The organism is Brachybacterium equifaecis (assembly GCF_023509525.1).
GTDB classification, from domain to species: domain Bacteria; phylum Actinomycetota; class Actinomycetes; order Actinomycetales; family Dermabacteraceae; genus Brachybacterium; species Brachybacterium equifaecis.
In genome coordinates, this window is sequence record NZ_JAKNCJ010000002.1 from 37,853 (window position 1) to 54,782 (window position 16,930).

General features: G+C 72.7%; 15 protein-coding genes. 11 read left to right on the top strand and 4 right to left on the bottom strand.

Annotated features, from left to right (window positions below; all coding sequences use genetic code 11):
- Positions 1-142 precede the first annotated feature (142 nt).
- Positions 143-1,000 (top strand): DUF2382 domain-containing protein, encoded by an 858-nt coding sequence (locus Bequi_RS04620; RefSeq protein ID WP_249736799.1) that lies wholly within the window; start codon positions 143-145, stop codon positions 998-1,000.
- Positions 1,001-1,328: 328 nt separating this feature from the next.
- A complete protein-coding gene (locus tag Bequi_RS04625; protein ID WP_249736800.1) occupies positions 1,329-2,405 on the top strand; it encodes a DUF808 domain-containing protein in 1,077 nt (358 codons plus the stop codon).
- Positions 2,406-2,542: 137 nt separating this feature from the next.
- On the opposite strand, the gene Bequi_RS04630 is transcribed toward Bequi_RS04625, so the two are convergent.
- Positions 2,543-3,196, bottom strand: coding sequence for an SDR family oxidoreductase (locus tag Bequi_RS04630; RefSeq protein WP_249736801.1), 654 nt, complete (start codon positions 3,194-3,196; stop codon positions 2,543-2,545).
- Positions 3,197-3,241: 45 nt separating this feature from the next.
- A complete protein-coding gene (locus Bequi_RS04635) occupies positions 3,242-5,065 on the bottom strand; it encodes a BCCT family transporter (protein WP_430623094.1) in 1,824 nt (607 codons plus the stop codon).
- A 170-nt stretch (positions 5,066-5,235) separates the two neighbouring features.
- Between Bequi_RS04635 and Bequi_RS04640 the strand changes: the two genes are divergently transcribed.
- The 4 genes from Bequi_RS04640 (at position 5,236) to Bequi_RS04655 (ending at position 10,133) form a co-directional block, all read left to right on the top strand.
- Positions 5,236-6,051 carry a YwaF family protein gene (locus tag Bequi_RS04640; RefSeq protein ID WP_249736802.1) on the top strand — a complete coding sequence of 272 codons (816 nt, stop codon included), beginning with the start codon at positions 5,236-5,238 and terminating at the stop codon, positions 6,049-6,051.
- A gap of 132 nt (positions 6,052-6,183) precedes the next feature.
- Positions 6,184-6,945 (top strand): DeoR/GlpR family DNA-binding transcription regulator, encoded by a 762-nt coding sequence (locus Bequi_RS04645; RefSeq protein WP_249736803.1) that lies wholly within the window; start codon positions 6,184-6,186, stop codon positions 6,943-6,945.
- Positions 6,942-7,898, top strand: coding sequence for a 1-phosphofructokinase family hexose kinase (locus Bequi_RS04650; protein WP_249736804.1), 957 nt, complete (start codon positions 6,942-6,944; stop codon positions 7,896-7,898). The genes Bequi_RS04645 and Bequi_RS04650 overlap by 4 nt, the downstream gene beginning before the upstream one ends.
- Positions 7,899-7,970: 72 nt before the next feature.
- A complete protein-coding gene (locus tag Bequi_RS04655) occupies positions 7,971-10,133 on the top strand; it encodes a PTS fructose transporter subunit IIABC (protein ID WP_249736805.1) in 2,163 nt (720 codons plus the stop codon).
- Positions 10,134-10,239: 106 nt separating this feature from the next.
- On the opposite strand, the gene Bequi_RS14175 is transcribed toward Bequi_RS04655, so the two are convergent.
- Entirely contained in the window at positions 10,240-11,457 is a 1,218-nt protein-coding gene (locus Bequi_RS14175; protein ID WP_283774707.1) for a glycoside hydrolase domain-containing protein, read from the bottom strand.
- A 4-nt stretch (positions 11,458-11,461) separates the two neighbouring features.
- Complete coding sequence (locus tag Bequi_RS14180) at positions 11,462-13,657, bottom strand: glycoside hydrolase domain-containing protein (protein ID WP_283774708.1); 2,196 nt, start codon at positions 13,655-13,657, stop codon at positions 11,462-11,464.
- A 159-nt stretch (positions 13,658-13,816) separates the two neighbouring features.
- On the opposite strand from Bequi_RS14180, the gene Bequi_RS04665 reads away from it, so the two are divergent.
- From Bequi_RS04665 to Bequi_RS04685, 5 genes are read left to right on the top strand one after another with little or no spacing between them, the layout of a single operon-like run.
- Positions 13,817-14,002 carry a hypothetical protein gene (locus Bequi_RS04665; RefSeq protein ID WP_249736806.1) on the top strand — a complete coding sequence of 62 codons (186 nt, stop codon included), beginning with the start codon at positions 13,817-13,819 and terminating at the stop codon, positions 14,000-14,002.
- On the top strand, positions 13,999-15,222 hold the full coding sequence (locus tag Bequi_RS04670) for a YeiH family protein (RefSeq protein WP_249736807.1): 1,224 nt from the start codon (positions 13,999-14,001) through the stop codon (positions 15,220-15,222). Before Bequi_RS04665 ends, Bequi_RS04670 begins: the two co-directional genes overlap by 4 nt.
- A 44-nt stretch (positions 15,223-15,266) precedes the next feature.
- Complete coding sequence (locus Bequi_RS04675) at positions 15,267-15,896, top strand: mismatch-specific DNA-glycosylase (RefSeq protein ID WP_249736808.1); 630 nt, start codon at positions 15,267-15,269, stop codon at positions 15,894-15,896.
- 19 nt (positions 15,897-15,915) lie between these two features.
- Positions 15,916-16,362 (top strand): hypothetical protein, encoded by a 447-nt coding sequence (locus Bequi_RS04680; protein WP_249736809.1) that lies wholly within the window; start codon positions 15,916-15,918, stop codon positions 16,360-16,362.
- Positions 16,355-16,858 carry a VOC family protein gene (locus Bequi_RS04685; protein WP_249736810.1) on the top strand — a complete coding sequence of 168 codons (504 nt, stop codon included), beginning with the start codon at positions 16,355-16,357 and terminating at the stop codon, positions 16,856-16,858. Before Bequi_RS04680 ends, Bequi_RS04685 begins: the two co-directional genes overlap by 8 nt.
- Positions 16,859-16,930: the final 72 nt, after the last annotated feature.

A 16,930-nucleotide genomic window follows, 5' to 3' on the forward strand; every position in this document is an offset into this window, starting at 1 on the left:
TGCGCTCTCGCACCCTCAGGAACCCCGCGAATGTTCAGCGAACGTCCAGAGGCGATCGAGCACGCCAGAGTAGAAATGATGACGTCAGGCCGGGCGGTCACCGCCGCCCTTCCACAGGTCAATTTCTTGAAGGAGATGCACCATGACGTTCCAGGGAAACATCCAGGATCTGCAGGCCGCTGAGGTCGTCGACACCACCGGCGACAAGATCGGCAAGGTCGGTCAGGTCTACCTGACCGATGACACGCAGGAGCCCTCGTGGGTCACCGTGAACACCGGGTTCTTCGGCACCAAGGAGACCTTCATCCCCCTCGCTGAGGCGCGCTACGCCGACGGCGTCATCACCGTGCCCTACGAGAAGTCCTTCGTGAAGGACGCGCCGAACGTCGACGAGGACGGCTCGATCTCCCGCGAGGAGGAGGACGAGCTGTACCGCTACTACGGCGTGAACGACTCGCGCGGCTCCTACGAGGACCGCCGCGTCGCAGGCGATGCCACCACCACCGGCGTGGCCGGCGCGGGCGTCGGCGCTGCCGGCTACGATGCCGCGCGCACCGATCGCGACGTCGTGGCTGATCGCGACCTCGCGGACCGCCGCGACGTCGCCGATGTGGACGGCAAGGAGTCCATCACCCTGCACGAGGAGCGCGCGAACGTCGGCGTGCAGCAGGTCGAGACCGGCAAGGTGCGCCTGCGCAAGCACGTCGTCACCGAGACCGAGACCATCCAGGTCCCCGTCGAGCGCGAAGAGGTCTTCATCGAGCGCGTTCCCGCGAACGGCGCGGCCGACGGCGGCACCATCTCCGAGGGAGAGGTCGAGGTCACCCTCCACGAGGAGCGCCCCGTCATCAACAAGGAGACCGTCGCCACGGAGACCGTGAACGTCGACAAGCGCGTCGTCACGGACACCGAGAACGTCACCACCGAGACCGCTCGCGAGGAGCTCGACGTCGAGGGTGCCGAGGGCGTCGTCCGCGACGGCCGCGAGGACCTGCGCTGAGCAGCTCCCCCTTTCCGCTCCGCACCGGGTTGACCCCGGACTGCTGAGCTGATCGCGCAAGAGCGCGTCGCCTCCGGGCGGCGCGCTCTTCGCATGTCTGCAGACTCATGCGACGGGACGGCTGGACCTGCTGCGCCTCCCGCCCGCTCCGAAACTCTCGCGCCCCGGCCGCGCCCCGGGAGCGCGTGGTTCCGCCTCGGCTGCTGAGCCGTCGCTCACCCCCTGCTGGGCCGGACCCCCGTGCCGCCTCTTCGCGCTCCACCGGCCGGTACTGTGAGAGCGCTTCCGACAACCGCTCGATTCCGATGACTGCTCAAGGGGATGACACATGGCCGGTGGACTGGCTGGACTACTGGACGATGTCGCGGCGATCGCCCGACTCGCCGCCGCGAGCGTCGATGACGTCGCGGCGGCCTCGGCCCGCACAAGCCTGAAGGCCGCGGGAGTCGTCGTCGACGATGCGGCCGTCACCCCTCAGTACGTCGAGGGCCTCTCCCCCAAGCGCGAGCTGCCGATCATCTGGCGGATCGCGAAGGGCTCCCTGATCAACAAGCTCGCGATCATCCTCCCGGTCGCACTGCTGCTGTCCTGGCTCGCCCCGTGGGCCCTCACCCCGATTCTCATGGTGGGCGGCACCTACCTCTGCTTCGAGGGGGCGGAGAAGATCTGGGAGCTGATCACCGGCCACCACGAGGAGGCCGGCCCGGCCGCCCAGAAGGGCGCGGACGCGGAGGACGCCGTCGTCAAGAGCGCCGTGCGCACCGATCTGATCCTGTCGGCCGAGATCATGGTGATCTCCCTGAACGAGATCGCCGCGGAGACCTTCTGGATGCGCGCTGCCGTCCTGATCGTGGTGGGGATCGGCATCACCCTCCTGGTCTACGGCGCCGTCGGCCTGCTCGTGAAGATGGACGACATGGGCCTGGCGCTGATGAAGCGCGACTCCGCGGGCGCCCAGCGCTTCGGCCGCGGCCTCGTGGCCGCGATGCCGAAGGTCATGAGCGTGATCTCCTACATCGGCATGTTCGCGATGCTGTGGGTCGGCGGGCACATCATCCTCGCCGGCACCCACGAACTGGGCCTGGCGAACCCGTACGGCTGGGTCCACCATCTCGAGGAGATCGCCCACCACGTCGGCGGCATCGGCGGGGTGCTGGCGTGGATCGTGAACACCCTCGCCTCGATGATCCTCGGCATCATCGTCGGCGGCATCGTCCTGCTCATCGTCGACGGCATCACGCACCTGCGCGGCGGGAAGACACATCCCCACCCGCACAAGCGCGATGTGGGCGTGGCCAGCGGCACCGGGACCATCGGGGGCCCTGTAGCCCGTGCCGCAGGTCCCGGCGAGAGCTCTGCGGAGGCGGCGGCGCCCGGCTCCCACCGAGCCGGATCCGACCGCTGAATTCTTCCTGCTGAGAGTCGTCCCGCGGCGGATCGCGCATCCGCATCCGCATCCCGCACAGCATCATCGCCTCGCGAAGAGCGCCCCTGCTCCATCGAGCAGGGGCGCTCTTCGCCGTCCCGGGCGGCTGCCGGGGCTCAGCGCTGGGAGAGCGCCGTCTCGATGGGCGTCGGCCCGTCGGCGAAGCCGATGAACGCCCCGGAGAGATCCTCGCGCTCCACGACCTCGGCGATCATGCGCGCGACGTTGGCGCGGCTCGTCGCGGGCTCGGCGGCCGCAGCCTCGGGATCCGTCTGGATCTGCCCGGTGGGGACGTCGAGGGTGAGGTTCCCCGGGCCGAGGATCGTCCAGTCCAGCGAGGACGCCTGCAGGTGCTCATCCGCCTCCGCCTTGGACTGCGCGTAGGCGTAGAAGGGATCCTCCGGGTCCACCCCGTGGTCGAGGCCCGCACCGAGGTAGCTCACCATCACGTAGCGGTGCGCGCCCACCTTCTGCGCGGCGTCCATCGAGAGCTTCGCCGCGTCCCGGTCCACGCGGTAGGTGCGCTCGGGCGAGCCGCCGCCCGCGCCCGCAGACCAGACGACGGCGTCCGCGCCCTCCAGGAGCGATTCCCAGCCTGCGGCGTCGAGCTGCTCGATGTCCTCCACGACCGGGACCGCCCCGGACCTCTCGATCTCCGCCGCCTGCTCCGCCTTGCGGATGACGGCACGCACCTCGTGCCCCCGCTGCACGAGCAGCGGCTCTGCGAGCAGTGCGACCTTGCCATGACCTCCGATGAGTGTGATCTTCATGCCCTCACTCTCGCAGGGGCGCCTCCGAACGGCGTGGGCGCTGCATCAAGCTCCGCTGGGTGCCGAGCTGCGGCCCTGGTCCCCGTCCGCAGGCAGCGCCTCGGGAGCGTCGCCGGCGCTGACGGTGTCGACAGGCTCGGCATCCTCGAGGTACTCCCCCGTCTCGTAGTCGAACTCGACGGGGTTGCCGTCCTCATCGGTGCGGACGTACCACTCGGTGACCTCCTCCGCGGTCGAGTCGAACTCGCCGCCGGTGGCGCGGGCGTCGCCCGGGTCGGTGGGCTCGACGGCGAGCGCGAAGCTGTCGCCGTACTCGCGCACGCCGTGCTTGACCGCGTTCTCCACTGCCACCGCCTGGAAGCGGTCGCGGATCGCTATCGGGTCTGTGCGCAGGAGCTTCACGAGCGCGACGGCCATCAGCACCAGGATGATCTCGAACGGGGTCGCGGTGACGGCGACGAGGTTCTGGAGGCCCTGGAGCGCGTTCTTCCCGCCGAACAGGAGGATCACCACGGCGATCCCGGCCATGCACAGCACCCAGAACGCCGTGACGAGGCGGTTCGGCTCGGGGTTGCCCTTCTGGGAGAGCTGCGAGTTGACGATCGAGGCGGAATCCGCGGTGGTGATGAAGAAGATCGCGAGCACGCCGAGCACGAACTGGCGGATGGTGCGCCCGCGCGAGATCTTCGCGACGACCACCCCGACGAACGGCGCCCAGCTCACCCACCAGGCCCAGTAGAACCCGGTCCACGCCGACAGGAACGCCTGCATGGATTCGCCCTTGGACATGTTCGCCGAGAGCATCGCCGGCATCGTGGAGACGTACTCGAGGATCGCACCGGGGATGATGTTGATGAGGAAGACCGTCGGCCCGACGACGAAGAAGAACACCGCCAGGGCGATGGACAGCACCATGTTGATGTTCGAGAGCCAGCGGATCCCCCTTGCCACTCCCGAGACGGCCGAGATGATGGTGCCGATCGTGAGCACCATGATGATGATCAGGGCGATCGAGTTGCCGGTGCCGCTGACGACCTCGACGCCGCGCGCGATCTGCAGCGCGCCGATGCCGAGGGTGGCGGCGGTGCCGAAGAGGGTCGCGATGATCGCGAGGCCGTCGATGATGCGCGCGGCGGGCGAGGCGGTGCTGCCTCCCCACAGGGAGACGACCACCGCGCCGCTCATCAGCGGCACCTTCCCGCGACGGTAGGACACGTACGCCACCGACAGGCCGACGATCGCATAGATCGCCCAGGCGTTCACGCCCCAGTGCAGGGCCGACTGCGCCATCGCGCCCTTCATGGCCTCGGCCGTGCCGGGCTCGTACGGGGCGCCGGGCCGCGGGGAGAGGTAGTAGGTGAGCGGCTCGAAGGGGCCGAAGGAGATGATGCCGATGCCGATGCCGGCCGCGAACAGCATCGCCGCCCAGGACGCCGTGGAGTACTCGGGCTTCTCGCCGTCGAGGCCGAGCGGGATGCGGCCGTAGCGCGAGAAGGCGAGTACCACGAGCAGCAGCACGAGACCGATCGCGAGGACGCTGAACATCCAGGCCAGGTTCTGCATGACCCAGGTCAGCGCAGCGCCGGAGACCGCGAAGACCTGCGCGGGAGCGGCGATGCCCCACACCACGAAGCCCACGATGAGCGCGCCGACGACCACCAGGATCCAGCGGTCCACGCCGTAGCGGATCTTCTGATCCTCCACGGACACCCCGGGCACGAGCGCCGGATGGATGCTGTGGGGGTAGGTGATGTCCCGCAGGAACTGCCGGGCCTGGGCCCCGTACGGGCCGCTGCGCGAGGGAGGCGCGGCCTCGCGGGGATCCTCGGGCACGCGGAGCGGGGGTTCGGGGGCGGCGGTCGAGTTCACCGGTCTCCTGGCGCAGTGCGGCCCGCCCTGCGGAACGTGCTCAGGGCGGGATACCCACGCTAGCCCAGCTCCCGGATAGGCCCGGATCGGCCCGGATCGGCCCCAGCCTGCTCGCCCGACGCACTGCGGGCGACGTCCCTGCGTCTGCCGGCACGCGCTAGGCTCCGACCGTGCACGACGAGCCCCTCGGACGGATGCCCGCCTACGGCGCGCAGCATCTGACGATGCTCGCGCTGATCGCGGTAGGAGCGGTGATCATCATCACCCTCCTGCGCCGCGCTCTGCGCGATCCCGCGGCCGACGGCGCTGCCGGCCCCCTGATCGTGCGGCAATCCGGCTTCCGCGCCGTGGAGGGCACCCGGGCGGATCGCGTCCTGCGGGTCTGCGGATGGGCGCTGCTGGCGAACTCCGTTGCCTGGACGCTGTGGGGGTTCATGCCGTGGGCGTGGAGCCTCCACGACTCCCTCCCCCTGCACTTCTCGGACGCGCTGCGCTTCATCGGACCGATCGCGCTGATCTCCCGCCGCGGCTGGGCGGTCGTGGTCGCCGTGTTCTGGGGCCTCACCCTGAACCTTCAGTCGGTCCTGACCCCCGACGTGAACTACGTGGTCATCCCCCCGCTCGAGTTCGCCGAGTACTGGATCGCCCACGGCTCCGGGCTGCTGATCCCGGCGGCGCTGCTCTGGGGTCTGGGGCTGCGCCCGACGTGGCGCGGCTTCGCCGGCGCCTACGGCGCGACCGTGCTGTGGGCGGGCATCGCCGTCACCGGGAACGCGCTGACAGGGGCGAACTACGCCTACCTCAACCGCGCACCGGCGGGACCCAGCATCCTGGACCTCATGGGCCCCTGGCCCCGGTACATCGCCGTGGAGGCGCTCCTCATCGCGGTGGTCTGGGCACTGATGACGCTGCTGTGGAACCTCCCGCGCCGCCCCTCGCGCATCGCCCTCGCGCCGAGCGCGGGCCGGACCCGCCGCCCGCGCTGACCCTCTCTCACCGCTCTCCCCTGTCGAATATGGACGAAGTCTGCCCGAATCTCTTGTTTCGTGTGGGTTCGTGTGGGATTCTGTGGGAACGGCACGGTACGGGCCGATCTTCGAAGGCGAAGGCAGGGTGAGATGTACGCAGAGCAGCGGCAGAAGCTGATCCATGACGCGGTGACGGAGAGCGGCCGCGCGGCGGTCTCCGACCTCGCCGAGCGCTTCGAGGTGACCACCGAGACCATCCGTCGCGACCTCGACCAGCTCGCCGGCGCGGGACTGCTCGTGCGCGTGCACGGCGGCGCCGTGGCCCGCCGAACGGCGGTGATGGAGCCCGACGTCGCCACCCGCTCGAGCACGAACACCGCGGCCAAGCGCCGCATCGCCGAGGCCGCGCGCTCCCTCCTCCCCTCCGACCCCTCCGCCTCCGTCCTGCTGGACTCCGGCACCACGACCGCCGCCCTCGTCCCCCACCTGCACGGTCGCACCGGGCCGCTCCTGACGAACTCCGTGGACATCGCCTCCTCCGTGCTCCAGCTCCCCGGCGCGGATCTGCACCTGCTGCCCGGCCGCGTGCGGGGGGCGACCCACGCGGCCGTCGGCGCGGACACCGTAGGGGCTCTGCGGTCGCTGCAGCCCGATGTCGCCTTCCTCGGCTGCAACGGCGTCTCGGGCGACGGCTTCACGACCCCCGACCCCGACGAGTCCGCGGTCAAGGCCGCGATGATCCGCTCCGCCGGGATGCGGATCGTGCTCGCCGACTCCTCCAAGATCCTCGCCCGCCAGCTCTCCGTCTTCGCCCGGCCCTGGGAGATCGACGTGCTCGTCACCGAGCGCGACCTGCCCGCTCCCCTCCACGATCAGCTCACCGCTCACGACATCGAGGTGCTCCGCGCATGATCATCACGCTCACCGCCAACCCCTCCCTCGACCGGACGGTGGATCTCGGCGCACCGCTGAACCCGGGGGGCGTGCACCGCTTCACCGCGGACCGCCTGCAGCCGGGCGGCAAGGGCGTGAACGTGGCGCTCGGCGTGCAGCGTGCCGGGCTCCACGTCCTGGCAGTCCTCCCGGCCGCTGCCGCAGATCCGCTGCTGCCCCTGCTCGCCGCGGAGGGCCTGCCGCATCGCGCGAGCCCGATGGCCGGCCGTGTGCGCACGAACCTCACCGTCCTGTCCTCACCCGACGTCACCACCAAGCTCAACGAGCCCGGCGCCCCCCTCAGCGCGCAGGAGGCGTCCGCGCTCGAGACCGCCCTGCTCGACGCCGTGAGCGCGGGCGACGATGTCATGCTCTCCGGCTCTCTCGCGCCGGGCCTCCCGGCCGACGCCTACGTGCGACTGGTACGCGCTGTGCGCGAGAAGGGCGCCTGGGTCGGCGTCGACACCTCCGACGCCCCGCTCGCCGCGATCGCCGCCGCCCTCGCCAGCGCCGCTCCGGACTTCCTCAAGCCCAATGCCGAGGAGCTCGGCCAGATCCTCGGCCTCCCCGGCGAGCAGCTGGAGGCCGACGCCGAGCGCGGGGAGCTGGACGGGGTGCGGGATGCCGCCCTCGCCCTGCACGCCCGAGGCGTCGGCGCGGTGCTCGTCACCCTCGGCGGCGCGGGCGGAGTGCTCGCCACGGACGGGGGCGCCTGGTATTCCCCGTCGGCGCCCGTCGAGGTCGTCTCCACCGTCGGCGCGGGCGACTCCGCGACCGCCGGCTACCTCATCGGCCGCGCGCTCGGCGAGGATCCGCCGGCCCGGCTCGCCCGCGCTCTCGCCTACGGCACCGCCGCCGTCGGCCTTCCCGGCACGACGATCCCCCGTCCTGACCAGGTCCGCCCCGATCCCGGCGCCGTGCGCCGCCTCTGAATCCCCCGCCCACCCGGGCATGCAGTCCCCTTCCACCCCTTGCCCTGCGGGGCACCTCACCAGGAGCCGTCCATGACCAGACTCATGACCCCGGACCTCGTCCGGCTCGATGTCGCCCCAGCGGGCGACAAGCTCGCGGTGATCGGCCAGATGGCCGACCTCATCGCCGCCACCGGCCGTGCCGACCGCGATGGCCTCGAGGCCGGGCTGCTCGCCCGCGAGGCCTCCTTCGCGACCGGCATGCCCGGAGGCATCGCCCTTCCGCACTGCCGCACCGAAGCGGTGCACGAGGCGGCGCTGGGCCTCATCCGCCTGGCGGAGCCTGTCGACTTCGGCTCCGACGAGGGCCCCGCGGATCTGATCGTCGGCATCGCCGCTCCCGCCGGCGCGCACGACCAGCACCTCGTGCTCCTCGCGCAGCTGGCGCGCGCGTTCGTGCGGGAGGACTTCCTCGCGGCGCTGCGCGCCGCCGAGGACCCGGCCGAGGTCTCCCACCTGGTGATGAGCGTGATCGAGCCCGAGAGCGAGCAGGACGCTCCCTCCGCAGCCGCAGCGGCAGGGACGCCGGGTTCCGCGGCCCCCGCCCCCGCTCCGGTCGCCGTCGGCGCGCCGGCGGCGGCCGCGACGGGCGCCGCCTCGACCTCCGGCACCGCCGCAGCCGGGAGCGCAGCCCCCGCTGCCGGTGCCCCGGGTGAGCAGGGCGACCTTCCCGTGCTGCTCGCGATCACCTCGTGCCCCACCGGCATCGCCCACACGTACATGGCGGCCGAGTCCCTCGAGGGCGCCGCGAAGGCGAAGGGCCTGACCCTCCACGTGGAGACCCAGGGCTCCGGAGGCATCACCCCCTTCACCCCGGAGCAGATCGCCGAGGCCGGTGCGATCATCATCGCGGCCGACGTCGCGATCTCCGGCCGCGACCGCTTCGCGGACATGCCGATCGTCGAGGTGCCGGTCAAGCGCGCGATCTCGCACGGCCGGCAGCTGCTCGACGAGGGCGTCGCCGCCGCGCGCGACCCCCGCGCCGCACGAGTGCCCGCGGGCGCCTCGGCAGGGAGCGCGTCTCCGGCCGACGCGCAGGCCACGGCCTCCTGGCCCAAGCGCATCCAGGGCGCGATCATGACCGGCGTCAGCTACATGATCCCCTTCGTCGCCGCGGGCGGCCTGCTGCTCGCCATCGGCTTCCTCGTGGCCGGCTACGACGTCGCCTTCGTCGCGCAGGACGCCGCCACGAACTACTCGCTGACGAACCTGCCGGGCCACCTCCCGTACACCGACACCACCGGCGATCACCTCACCGAGCGGGCGGGGATCGCGCTCTACCTCGGCGCCGTCGCCTTCACCATCGGCGGCCTCGGCATGGGCTTCCTCGTCGCGGCGCTCTCGGGCTTCATCGCCTTCGGCCTGGCGGGCCGTCCCGGCATCGCCCCGGGCTTCATCGGCGGCGCGATCTCCGTGCTGGTCGGCGCCGGCTTCCTCGGCGGCCTGGTGACGGGTCTGCTCGCCGGCCTCATCGCCCTGTGGCTGACGAGCTTCCGCCCGCCGCGCTGGCTCGCGGGCCTCATGCCCGTGGTGATCATCCCGCTGGTCACCAGCATGGTCGTGGGCGGGCTGATGCTCCTCGTGCTCGGCCGCCCGCTCGCGTGGATCATGACCACTCTGCAGGACGCCCTCACCGGCATGAGCGGCACGTCGGCCGTCGTGCTCGGCCTGATCCTCGGGCTCATGATGTGCTTCGACCTCGGCGGACCGGTGAACAAGGCCGCGTACCTCTTCGCGACCGCGGGGCTGTCCCAGGGCACCGAGGCCTCGTTCCAGATCATGGCCGCGGTCATGGCCTCCGGCATGGTGCCGCCGGTCGCGATGGCGCTGTCCACCGCGGTGCGCCGTCGCCTCTACACCGAGGCCGAGCGCGAGAACGGCACCACCGCCTGGCTGCTGGGCGCCTCGTTCATCTCCGAGGGCGCGATCCCCTTCGCCGCCGCCGATCCTCTGCGCGTGATCCCCTCGATGATGGCCGGCGGCGCCGTCACCGGCGCCCTGTCGATGCTCTTCGGCGTTGGCTCCCGCGCCCCGCACGGCGGCGTGTTCGTGATCCTCGCGATCGACCCCTGGTGGGGCTACCTGATCTCGATCATCGCCGGCACCCTCGTCGCCGCCCTGCTCGTGACGCTGCTCAAGGAGCGCCACGCGCGGTCGCTGGAGGCAGCAGCGCCTCGCGAGACGCTCGCCGTCTGAGCCCGGCCCGGGCCGACGGGCTTCGGCTCGGCCTGCACGCACAGGACCTCCTCTCCGGTCTGACCGGAGGGGAGGTCCTGTGCGTCGCGGCTGCGGCGCCTGGCCGTCAGCCCAGCAGCTCGATCTGGCGCAGCGCCACCGCATGCCAGGGGGAGATCAGGATCAGCCGATAGCGCGTGGGGCCCGCCGGGCTCTCCCACTCCGAGGCGCCCGGTGCGCTCGACCCGTCCATGCCCGGCAGCGGCGGCAGCACGAAGGCATGCAGACGGCAGCGGCCGCGCAGCTGCAGTCCCTCGCGGGCGTCGACCCGCCGCCATGCGCCGGCGCCGTCGTCGGCCTCGACCCATGCCTCCAGCTGCCAGCCATCCGGATCGACGCCCTCGCTCTGCGCCGTGACGAGCGTGAGGAATCGCGGCGCGGCAGCTGCGGATGCCTCCGGCAGATCGATGACGATCCGGCCGTCTGCCGCGGGCTCGAAGGGGATGTCCTGGCGGGCTTCGTCGTCGAAGAGCGGGGCCCGGGGATCCTCCGGAGGCAGGTGCCCCAGCAGATCTCGCAGCGGCTGCGGGGAGGCCCCGGCGGGGGTGAGAGCGGGGATGGGGGCGCCGACGGGACCCGGTTCCGCTCCCAGCTCGATGACCAGATCCCCGCGGAGGTCCTCGTGGCGCAGCGCGCGCACGTCGAGCTCCTCGCTCTCGTCGGCGCGGCGCACCGACTGGATGAGCAGCGCGTCCTCGGCGCCCCCGGGATGCTCGCCGTCCGCGCGCACGGGGCGCTGGTGAGAGATCGTGAACGGGGCGCCGCCGATCGGGCTGACGCGGACGGTCCCGAGCAGCCCGGTCACGAGATGCCAGCGGTCCGAGCCGAGCTGCAGGGGCAGCAGGCCCAGCGCCGCGAGGAGCCACCAGGCGCTGAGCGCGCCGTCGGCGTCATCGCCCGGCAGCCCCTGTCCGATCTCCTCGCCGGTGAAGAGCCGGGAGCCCAGATCGTGCACGATCTGCTGCGCGCGATCGGGCGCGTCGGCATGGTGGAAGAGTGCGGGCAGGGTGCGGGCCGCCGCGGAGGCGAGGCTGAACTGCCCGAGGCGGCTCGCGCGTGCGCTCTCGCGCACGTGCGCGGGGCTCAGGAGCTCGGCGGGTGCTGGGGCGGCATCATCGTCTGCAGGCGCCGGGCCGGTGCTGCCGGCCCAGGGATCGTCCATGTGCACGAGCTGCTCGAGCCGCTCGAGCAGCGCCTCGGGACCGCCGAGGAGCTCGGCGAGCCCCGTGCCGTCATGCGGCACCGCGAGCGATCCGATCCACCCGTTCGCGCGCAGGTGCTCCAACGGGTCATGCGAACGGGTTGACGTCCTCGAGGTCCTCGGCGAATCCGCCGTCGCGGGTGCGCGCGCGCAGCAGACCCAGATCTGCATCGAAGTGCAGCGCATAGCGCGCTGCGCGCGAGCGCAGGTAGGCGGCCTGCTCGGCAAGCGCGCGAGAGTCGTCGCCGAGGGCGTCCTTCGGCAGCGCGGCGAGAGCGCGCTCGACCATCTGGGCGATCGCATCATCGGCGACGCTGCGGGCGAGGTCGAGGCCCACGGAGCCGGGCACACGTGCGTCCGTCCATCCGCGCAGCGCCGCGCAGTCGACGGGCTCCTCCTCGCCGCGGCGGGCGGCGGCCGGCACCGCGGTGAGGCGCTCCACTGCTCTCTCCGCGGCGCCGAGGGGGTCCGCGAGCGGGACCCCGCGCGCGTGAGCATCGGCGAGCGCGGCCAGCGCGCCGAGGGCGCCCTCCGCTGCGAGCACGCCCGCCACCTCGGCCGGGGCGTCCGCCTCCTCCGCGGCGGGCTCGGGATCCACGGCCTGCGCGGCGATCGCCTCGAGCATCGGTCCGGCGAGCGCGGGATAGAGCAGGCTGTACGCCGGCCACAGCGTGCCCGCCGAGCCGGGGGCGGAGAGGTCGGCGTAGGCGGGGCCCGGGAGCAGGGGCGCGGCCGTGCGCGAGGAGGTGGCCTCCGCGCGCGGCACGGCGCGCACGCTCGCGTGCTGCAGGAGGGGGCGCTGGCGCGTGCCGGCGTTCTCGTGGAGGGCGCGGGGATGGAGGTTCATCCGGTAGAGGGAGCCCAGCAGGGTGCGGCGCTGGGCCGGCGAGGCCGAGTCGGAGCGGATGACCTCGAGCCGCGGGACCCACGCGGCATGTGCGGCGCGGCGCACCTCGGCGAACGTCCTCCCGAGGAGCTGCTGGGCGAGAGTGCGCCGCGCCTGCTCGAGACCGATCGCGCTCGCGGCGATCCTCACCGTGACCCTGCGCGTCCCCGGAGGGAACGTCATCACGCGCGCAGTCCCCAGGAGCCCGGGGTCCCCGTCGCTGACGGCGTCCTCCACATGCGAGGGCAGCGGCTCCACGGTCCCCGCAGCGAACAGTCGGCGCGCCGGTCCCCCGCCGGGATGGGGAGCCTCCCCGTCGGCCCAGGCGGTGAAGGCGCCGTCGAACAGGGCGCCGGCGAGATCGAATCTGGAGCGCGAGTCGGCTCCCTCGAGCAGGAGGTGGCGCCCCTCGGATCCCGGGGCGAAGACGATCTCCAGCAGCATCCCGTGCTCGGTGGGAGCGGCATGGAGCGCAGTGCCCTGCGCGGTGCGCACGGAGTAGACGTCGGGGCGTGCGACCTCCTGGGCATGGTCGAAGCCGAGCGCCCGCTCTCTCGGCCCGCCGTGCGGGCGACGGGTCACCAGAGGCATCAGGGTGAACTGCTGGCCGCTGTCCGGGCGGGCGCCGGGCTGATGGGCGAGGGCGATGCCCTGCAGCGGAGGCAGGGCGCCGCCCTCCGCGGCCTGCGCGCGAGCGTGCCGGTAGGGCGTCGCCCGGTCGCGGGCGTCCGTCAGCGGGAGCACATGCGCGAAGCCGTTTGGCAGCGCGGCGACCGGTGCGGTCGAGCCGCGCGAGAGGCCGGGGGCGCCGGCGGCTCCGCGTCGCGTGTCGACCCAGGCGACGGGGTCGTCCAGGTGCGGGAGGGCGAGGGCAGGGCCGACGCGAGGCGGTTCGATCCAGCCGCGCAGCCTCTCCCCCTCCGGGCCCCCGTCGGCGTCGGCGCCGCCCGGCACCGGCGGGTCCGTCACGAGGAGCACCCCCACGATCGTGAGGCCCTCGAGATGGCTGAGGTCCACCTGGACGTCGTTCCACTGGTCGAGCTGGAGGTGGCGACCCTCTCCCTGCCCGCGGGCCGTCGCGCGCATTCCGTACTGGTCGAGGGGATCCCGGTCCGACAGCCGGGTCCCGTCGGACAGCTCCAGGTCGACCGCCGCGTGCGTCGCGGCGAAGGTCCGATCGGCCGCGCTCCCCCGCTCCGGGCGGATCATCCAGCGCAGCACATCGCCCTGCGCGATCCGGTGCAGGCGCGGATGGTCCTCGAGGCGCGCGTAGGGGATCTCGGCCGCGCTGGGGGCGTCGGCGGGGGCGTCGAAGCGCACGGGGCGCGCGCCGTGCGGCTCCGTGGCCGCGCCGCGGGGACCGGACCCGTGCGAGCCGTCTGCAGGGGTGAGGATCATGGCGCCATGCTAGCCAGGCGGTCCTGGGGGTGTCGGCACGGTGAACACCTGCGGTCCGCCCGGCGGGAGAGGCCGTTCCCGGGCGTCCGGAGCACTCCGGCCTGCCTACGGTGAGCGCGTTGCCCCGCCGATACGCCGTGAGGATCCCTCGTGCACCCGATGCCCAGCCCTCTGACTCCCCGCTCCCCGCAGCCGCCTCAGACCCCTGAGTCCCCTGAGTTCCCTGAGTCCCCCGAGGACCACCGGCGCTTCTCGCTCGGCGAGGACTGGTGCGCCACGATCGCCGGTCTCGCGATCGTGCTGCTGTGCCTGCTCGGCGCCGTCCCCGAGGGGATGCTCCCGTGAGCGCGACCGGGGCGCGCACCGGCGTCCGTCCGCCGGTGCGCCCGGTGCGCAGCGCTCCCCTCTCCTCCGACCCGCGGACTGGGCAGAGCGTCCCGGATCCCGACGAAGCACCGGCGGCCCGGCTCCCCCGCGCGAGCTCGGGCTGGACGCTCCTCGGGATCGTCGTCGTCCTCGCCCCGGCGGCGGGGGTGCAGGTGCTGGTCCGCGCGGTGCCCGCCGCGGCCGAGGCCACGGCCTTCGCCGGCGTCGCGAGGTCGATCGAGTTCCCCATCTATGCGATCCTCCTGGGCTTCGCGGGCAACGGGGTGCTCTCCCTGCTGGGCTGGCGCCAGCGGATGGCGGCCGCCTTCCGCACGGAGCTCTTCATCAAGACGGGACTCGTGCTCCTGGGTGCGAGCATCAACGCCGCGATCGTGCTGCGCGCGATCGGCCCCGCCCTCGTGCAGGCCGTCCTGCTGATCGCGATGGTCTTCTCCTTCACGTGGTGGTTCGCGGGCCGACTGGGCGTGGACGACCGGCTGCGCGCGCTGCTCGCCTCGGCGCTGTCCATCTGCGGGGTCTCCGCAGCGGTGGCGGCCGCCGGGGCGGTGCAGGCGCGCAAGGAGCAGCTCGCCTTCACCGCGACCCTCGTGATCGTCTTCGCCGTGCCCTCGATCTTCCTGCTCCCCTGGCTCGCCGACCTGATGGGGCTGTCCCCGGCGGTCACCGGTGCCTGGATCGGCGGCAACATCGACACCACGGCCGCCGTGACCGCTGCGGGGACCGTGGCGGGCGAGGAAGCCCTGCAGATCGCCGCGATCGTCAAGACCACGCAGAACGCCCTCCTGGGGGTCGTGGCGGTGCTGCTGACGATGTACTTCGCCTTCCGTGCGGCCCCGGGCGCCGCCCCCTCCCCGCCGACCTCGCGCCGGGCGGTGCTGCGCACGGTGCGGGAGCGGTTCCCGAAGTTCGTGCTCGGTTTCCTCGCCGCCTCGGTGCTGGTGACGATCCTGCGCGAGACGATGCCCTCGGGCGTGCTCGATCCGCGGCTGGACGCCATCAAGTCCCTGCAGACCTGGGCCTTCACGCTCGCGTTCGTCTGCATCGGGCTGGAGTTCAAGGTCTCCGCGGCACGGGAGGCCGGCTGGCGGCCGGTGCTCGTGTTCGCAGCAGCGACCGCGGTGAACCTGCTCGGCGGCCTCCTCCTCGCTGCGCTGCTGTTCTCGGGCTTCGCCTTCTGAGAGCGGCGGAGGGTCTCCCCTCCCGCTCCCGGTACTGTGCTCGGATGGCTCCTCGACGTCCTTCCCCGCTCGGCGGGCGCAAGCCCACCCGCGCCGATCTCGCCGCTTTCGCGAACGCGGACCCGGATGCGATCGACGACGTGCTGCCGGATCCGGGCTCGGATCAGCGCCTGCGCCTGCTGATCGTCGGCATCAACCCGGGGCTGTGGACCGCTGCGGTCAACGCGCCGTTCGCACGGCCGGGCAACCGCTTCTGGCCCTCTCTGCACCGCGCGGGCCTGACCTCCCACGTCATCGACTGCTCCACCGGGCTGCGCGAGGAGGACGAGCAGGAGCTGCTCGCTCGTGGGATCGGCATCACGAACCTCGTCGGCCGCGCGACGGTCCGGGCCGACGAGCTCAGCCGCGAGGAGCTGCGGGAGAGCGGGCGCCGCCTCGTCGAGCGGGCGCAGGCCCTGCGGCCCGGCGTCATCGCGATCGCGGGCATCACGGCGTTCCGCACCGCGTTCTCCCAGCCGAAGGCGTCCCTCGGCCCGCAGGACTCCTCTCTGATCCCCGACTGGCCCGCCGAGGTGAGGCTGTGGGTGGTCCCCCAGCCGAGCGGGCTGAACGCCCACGAGAACATCGACACCCTCGCAGCGAAGTGGCGTGCGGTCTGGGAGGACGCGCAGTAAGGGCCCCTACCCTGGAGGCATGTCCACTGCACCTGTCTCCCCGTCCGCCGTCCCCGCTCCCGGGGGCCCCGTCCTCACCGGTCTGCGCGCCTTCGCCGCGCTCACCGCCCTCGGCGGGATCCTCCAGCTCCTCCTCGGCCTCGGCATCCTCGGCTCCATCGGCGGGGTCTTCTCGACCCACCGCATGCTCGGCTTCATCACGCTCGGCGTCTCCGTGCTCGCCGCGCTCTTCGCCGTGCTGCGGGCCTCGCGCTCGGGCAACAAGGGCCTGATGTTCCACGCCATCACCGTGGCGGTGCTGGCGCTGGCGCAGGTGGGCCTCGGAGAGATGGGGCTGCGCTGGGTTCACGTGATCGTCGGGATCCTGTTCTTCGTCGCCGCGCTCGCGCTCGCGACCCTGTCCTTCCGCAGCGGCGGCCTCGGTCGTGCGCAGCGTGCCGCGCAGCAGGATGCCTCCCGTGCCTGAGGGGGCGTCCCGCCCACGGGTGACCACCTGCCTGTGGTTCGACGGCAGGATCGATGAGGCCGCCGCGCTCTACACCTCGCTGATCCCGGGGTCCCGGATCCTCGAGCGCAGCGAGTACCCGCCGCAGGAGGGCGAGCACCCCGGCGGCGAGAGCGTGCCGGAGCCCGGAGCGCCGCTCGTGATCGAGATCGAGCTCGCGGGATCGCCGTACATGCTGCTGAACGGCGGCCCCCACTTCACCCTCACCGAGGCGGCGTCGATCGCCGTCACGGTCGAGGGGCAGGAGGAGGTCGACCGTCTCTGGGATGCGCTCACGGCCGACGGCGGAGCTCCCTCGCAGTGCGGCTGGCTGCGCGATCGCTTCGGTCTGTCGTGGCAGATCATCCCCTCGCGGCTGAACGAGCTGCTCGCCGGCCCGGCCGCCGCCGCGGTGAACGCCGAGATGCTGACGCAGACCAAGCTCGACATCGCCCGGCTCGAGGCCGCCGCGCTCTGAGCTGAGCCGCCAGACGTCCCACGCAGCTGAGGGCTGCCCGCACCTGCGGGCGGCCCTCAGCTGCGCTCGCTA

What these genes read in the sequence shown, in the direction of transcription:
- Bequi_RS04650 (WP_249736804.1), top strand. Translation starts at nt 6,942, where the DNA reads ATGATCATCACGCTCACCGCCAACCCCTCCCTCGACCGGACGGTGGAT.
- Bequi_RS14180 (WP_283774708.1), bottom strand. Translation starts at nt 13,657, where the DNA reads ATGATCCTCACCCCTGCAGACGGCTCGCACGGGTCCGGTCCCCGCGGC.
- Bequi_RS04625 (WP_249736800.1), top strand. Translation starts at nt 1,329, where the DNA reads ATGGCCGGTGGACTGGCTGGACTACTGGACGATGTCGCGGCGATCGCC.
- Bequi_RS04645 (WP_249736803.1), top strand. Translation starts at nt 6,184, where the DNA reads ATGTACGCAGAGCAGCGGCAGAAGCTGATCCATGACGCGGTGACGGAG.
- Bequi_RS04630 (WP_249736801.1), bottom strand. Translation starts at nt 3,196, where the DNA reads ATGAAGATCACACTCATCGGAGGTCATGGCAAGGTCGCACTGCTCGCA.
- Bequi_RS04655 (WP_249736805.1), top strand. Translation starts at nt 7,971, where the DNA reads ATGACCAGACTCATGACCCCGGACCTCGTCCGGCTCGATGTCGCCCCA.
- Bequi_RS04675 (WP_249736808.1), top strand. Translation starts at nt 15,267, where the DNA reads ATGGCTCCTCGACGTCCTTCCCCGCTCGGCGGGCGCAAGCCCACCCGC.
- Bequi_RS04680 (WP_249736809.1), top strand. Translation starts at nt 15,916, where the DNA reads ATGTCCACTGCACCTGTCTCCCCGTCCGCCGTCCCCGCTCCCGGGGGC.
- Bequi_RS04620 (WP_249736799.1), top strand. Translation starts at nt 143, where the DNA reads ATGACGTTCCAGGGAAACATCCAGGATCTGCAGGCCGCTGAGGTCGTC.
- Bequi_RS04665 (WP_249736806.1), top strand. Translation starts at nt 13,817, where the DNA reads ATGCCCAGCCCTCTGACTCCCCGCTCCCCGCAGCCGCCTCAGACCCCT.